Genomic DNA, 2,922 nt, shown 5'->3' with positions numbered 1-2,922 from the left:
GCGATGAGGTCGGGCGCGGTGTGGGCAACGGGCATGGCGGCGCACCAGGACAGCAGATGAAGGTCTCGCAATCATTCAGTGATTGTGCCGACCGGCGCCCATTTCAAGGCCGGCGATTTTCCGGAACACCCGGAACCGCACGGCAACCGCTGACCAAAGCCTGCTAACCTTGGCCAGCGGAGCAATTACCTTTACGATTCGACCAGGATCACCAAGGACTCTGGCACCACTCCATCGAAGGCCATCGCATCCGTGGCTGCTTTGCTCTGCATAGCTTTCATCATGGCGTCCATGTCCGGAACGTCCATAAGAACGGCCACCCGAGTCGGATTTTGTGGATCTACAAATGTTCGTATGTTGGTCACGCCGAGCGGACCAAAAAGCTCTTTGCGCTTCGGCGAGTCGAGCCAGTGCTTCGTGCCCTTTGTAATGTTATGGTGGCCAATGACTGTCGGCATTGCATCCTCCCTATCGTAACGGCGAAGGCCGGCATCAACCAAGAGTGCCAAGATCCATCCCCGTCGAACCACGGAGCGCCGCTTTGGTTGGACTGTCAATATTTCGTTAAGGGCGCGGAAGACCTGCTCGAAGCTCGGCATCTCCTTCTGGGACTACCTCGGCGCAAGGCTCGCCATCCCAGGCAACCCGCCCGTCCCATTCCTGCCGGACCTCGTCGGTCAGACCGCGCTCCCGCCCTGACACGCCCGGGCTATTGCCCCTGTTACCGATCGGCGCGGTAAGTGCCTGATTTCACGCGATACTGAGGGATCCCGATCTGGCGCCTATTCACACCCCCCGAAACATTGAGCCCAAGCGTATCGTCGAGAATGTCCGTCGCGCGTATGATGGAGTTGGCCTCAATCGGCGAGGGGCAGGCTGGCGGTGGCCTGCGTGAGGAGAGCGGCCAATGGCGGCGGCGCGGGTCGATCGACGGCTGGCGGCCATGCTGATAGCGGACGTGGTCGGCTACTCAGCGCTCATGGAGCGCGACGAAGACGGCACTCTTGCCCTGCTCAAGGCATGTCGTAAGGAGATCATCGAGCCACTCATCGCTGAATATCAGGGGCGCATTGTCAAGCTCATGGGCGATGGCGTCCTAGGGATTGTTGAGATTCATCTGGAATGGATGACGGCAGCGGCGAGATGGATGAAGGCGGAGAAGCTCTGATCGGTTTTGTCGGCGCGCATGGCGATGCGTTTGAACTCTTTGAGTTTGCAGAAGAAATTCTCGATCAGGTGGCGCCATTTGTACATCTCGGTGTCGATGGGCAGCGGCTTTTTTCGGCGCGGGTGCTGGGAGATCACGATCTTGGCCCCGCGTTGGTTGAGGTTGGCGATAATGACGTTGCTGTCGAAGGCCTTGTCGGCGATCAGGGCGTCGAAGCAGACGCCGGCGATGAGCGGATCGACGCCGACCGTGTCGAACCGCTGACCGGGCAGCAGGCCAAAACGCACAAGGTTGCCGAGCGCGTCGCACAGGACGAGGATCTTGGTTGTCATGCCGCCCTTGGAGCGGCCTATGGCCTGGCTCTGAGTCCCCCTTTTGCGCCCTGGCCGTGGCGGTGGACCTTGACGATGGTGGCGTCGACCATGGCGTATTCCATGTCCGGCTGGTCCGGACAGGCTTCGAAAAGCCGAACGAAAACGTCGGCTTTGACCCAGCTGCGATATCGCGTGAAGACACTGTTCCACTTGCCGAAGAAGGCCGGCAGGTCCCGCCACGGACTTCCTGTGCGAACGATCCAAAGCACGGCTTCGACGAAGAGCCGGTTGTCCTTACCGCTTCGGCCAGGGTCCGTCGGCTTGCCCAGGCAATGCGGTTCCATCTTCGCCCATTGGGCGTCAGTCAGTACGAAGCGTTCCATCCGAAGTTTGAATCACAATCGGGCCCGCATGGGAATCTGGAGGCTTCTGTGAGGTCGCGCCGAGCCGGCTGCCGCTCCCGCGCCGCGCGACCTCACAGAAGCCTCCAGAATCAATAGGTTCCGGATTTGCTGATTCGGAGCGGACGGATGGGGGTGAAGCGCTACGAGCTGAGTGAGGCGCAATGGGCGAGGATCGCTGAGCTTCTGCCCGGAAAGGCGGGCGATCCCGGTCGGACGGGAACGGATAACCGCTTGTTCGTGAACGGGGTTTTGTGGGTTCTGCGATCCGGCGCCCACTGGCCGGACCTGCCCGAGCGCTACGGCAAGTGGAAGAGCGTGCACAAGCGCTTCACCCGCTGGGCCAAAGCCGGCGTCTGGGAGCGGGTCTTCGCCGAGCTGATCAAGGATAGGGACAACCGGTACCTGATGCTGGATACCACCCTGGTCCGGGTCCACCAGCAGGCGGCGAGCGGAAAAGGGGGGCCTAGGATCAGGCTCTGGGGCGTTCCCGAGGCGGACTGACGACCAAGATCCACATGGTCTGCGACGGGCTGGGTCGGCCGCTCCGCTTCGCGCTGACCGCCGGCCAGCGCCACGACAGCCTCACCGCCAAAGCCCTGCTCGACGGCTTCCAGGCCAAGGCCGTGCTCGCCGACAAGGCCTATGACAGCAACGACTTGCGTGCCTTCATCGACGAGATCGGGGCCGAGGCGGCGATCCCCTCAAACCGGTCACGGAAGGTGCTCATCCCGCATGACGAGATCGCCTACAGGGACCGCAATCGGATCGAACGCTGCTTCAACAAGCTCAAACACTTCCGCCGCTTCGCCACACGATACGACCGACGGGCCGCTCACTACATGGCCTTCATCCATCTCGCCGCCATCATCCTCTGGCTGCGCTGAATGTCGATTCGTCCGTGGCCTAGCGTCTGCAATGGTCGACTGCCGCCAGTCCGGCGAATGTCCGGTGTCGGGGCGCCGGCGCGGCGACCGCTTTTGTTTAGGGCTTCGGACGCCGGCCCCGCTCCCGGCCCTATCCCCTGCGGCAGGGGCCG

The 2,922-nt window shown here is 62.1% G+C and carries 4 protein-coding genes; 2 read left to right on the top strand and 2 right to left on the bottom strand.

Going from position 1 to position 2,922, the window contains the following annotated elements; translation table 11 throughout:
• Positions 1–191: 191 nt before the first annotated feature.
• A complete protein-coding gene (locus AAHM41_RS39755) occupies positions 192–599 on the bottom strand; it encodes a hypothetical protein (RefSeq protein ID WP_342242173.1) in 408 nt (135 codons plus the stop codon).
• A 308-nt stretch (positions 600–907) separates the two neighbouring features.
• On the opposite strand from AAHM41_RS39755, the gene AAHM41_RS39750 reads away from it, so the two are divergent.
• Positions 908–1,168 (top strand): hypothetical protein, encoded by a 261-nt coding sequence (locus tag AAHM41_RS39750; protein ID WP_342242172.1) that lies wholly within the window; start codon positions 908–910, stop codon positions 1,166–1,168.
• Here AAHM41_RS39750 and AAHM41_RS39745 read toward each other — a convergent pair.
• Positions 1,114–1,865, bottom strand: a protein-coding gene (locus AAHM41_RS39745; RefSeq protein WP_342242171.1) for an IS5 family transposase whose coding sequence is annotated in 2 segments (ribosomal slippage) — positions 1,114–1,535 and positions 1,535–1,865 — 753 coding nt in all. Because the reading frame shifts where the segments join, the coding sequence is not laid out codon by codon here. The two genes, AAHM41_RS39750 and AAHM41_RS39745, sit on opposite strands and share 55 nt — an antisense overlap.
• 147 nt (positions 1,866–2,012) lie before the next feature.
• On the opposite strand from AAHM41_RS39745, the gene AAHM41_RS39740 reads away from it, so the two are divergent.
• Positions 2,013–2,770, top strand: a protein-coding gene (locus AAHM41_RS39740; protein WP_446719524.1) for an IS5 family transposase whose coding sequence is annotated in 2 segments (ribosomal slippage) — positions 2,013–2,355 and positions 2,355–2,770 — 759 coding nt in all. Because the reading frame shifts where the segments join, the coding sequence is not laid out codon by codon here.
• The last annotated feature ends 152 nt before the right edge of the window (positions 2,771–2,922 follow it).

The sequence above is a fragment of the Inquilinus sp. OTU3971 genome (assembly GCF_038440215.1).
Note: the sequence above shows the minus strand (reverse complement) of the source record. Positions and strands in the feature narration are given on the sequence as shown.

Coding starts and splice junctions, on each gene's coding strand:
- AAHM41_RS39755 (WP_342242173.1), bottom strand. CDS start 599: ATGCCGAGCTTCGAGCAGGTCTTCCGCGCCCTTAACGAAATATTGACA.
- AAHM41_RS39750 (WP_342242172.1), top strand. CDS start 908: ATGGCGGCGGCGCGGGTCGATCGACGGCTGGCGGCCATGCTGATAGCG.